This window comes from Mesorhizobium sp. M0898, from assembly GCF_040319695.1.
GTDB lineage: Bacteria > Pseudomonadota > Alphaproteobacteria > Rhizobiales > Rhizobiaceae > Mesorhizobium.
This window is the reverse complement of record NZ_JAMYOE010000135.1, coordinates 1-986: the sequence shown is the minus strand read 5'-3', so window position 1 is coordinate 986 and position 986 is coordinate 1. Positions and strand designations below refer to the sequence as shown.

1 protein-coding gene is annotated in these 986 nt (G+C 63.6%); it reads right to left on the bottom strand.

Annotation, left to right across the window (positions count from 1 at the left end):
• Positions 1–77: 77 nt before the first annotated feature.
• Positions 78–986 (bottom strand): MFS transporter (locus NKH90_RS34575; protein WP_352823796.1); only part of this gene is annotated, 909 nt, incomplete at its 5' end.

The following is a 986-nucleotide window of genomic DNA, read 5'->3' as shown; positions in this document are numbered from 1 at the left end:
GAAGTGATCGACAACTTTCCAACGTTTTCCTTCGCGATTGACCCATCCTGGTCAAACACCCCAAACCGGCGGCTGCATCACCGTTCCTCCGGCGGCTTGAGGTGCCGAAACTGCAGCAACAGCAGCAGATCGTAAGCGATCTTCAGTGCACCGCAGATGATCAGGGGCCAAGCCCGGAACGAGGCAGCGAACAGAGCGCCCGCCAGGGCGGGACTGGCTGCGGCAGCCAAACTGCGCGGTACCGATGTGAAGCTCGCGGCGGCTGCCCGCTCCGCCTCCGTGACGACCGCCATGACGTAAGATGAGCGCGTCGGGACGTCCATCTGCGAAAGCGCGGCACGGATCAGCAGCAGGGCGAGCGACAGAGGGAGCGTCGGCGCAAGCGCCGCCAGCATCAGGGCGATGCTGGACGGAATGTGTGTGAACACCATCGTGTTGATGAGTCCGATGTGCCGCGACAGCCAGGCGGCAACGGGGAATGAGAACGCCGAAAGCACCCCGGACCAGAAGAAGAAAAAGCCCGCTTCCGAAAGCGACAGGTCGAATTTTTCGAAAAGCCACAGGGCAAGCAGCGACTGGACGAGGAAGCCGCCGGCAAAGGCATCAAGGCTAAAAAGGGCCGCAAGCCTGAAAACGATATTCCGCGAGGGGCCAAGCGCGGACGTGCTGCCGGAGTCCGACGTTGGCCGGCGCCGCGGGATCTGCGCGTAAAGGAGACCGCCGAGCAGGCCCAGCAACGCATAGAGCACGAACATCGCCTTGATGCCGGTGAGTTGGTCGAGGCCGGCTGGAGCCAGAAGATCAGGGGTTGCCGAAGCGAGCGCGCCAACCGCGGCTGCGAGCGCACCCACAAGGCTGTAGCGCGCGAACATCTTGGTCCGCGCGGCGTCGGTGACTTCGCGTGTGAGGACGGCATGCTCTAAGGGCACGAACACGCTGACGCTGCCGGCCGACGGGTTGATGGTGCCTGCGAAGGCGATCACCAA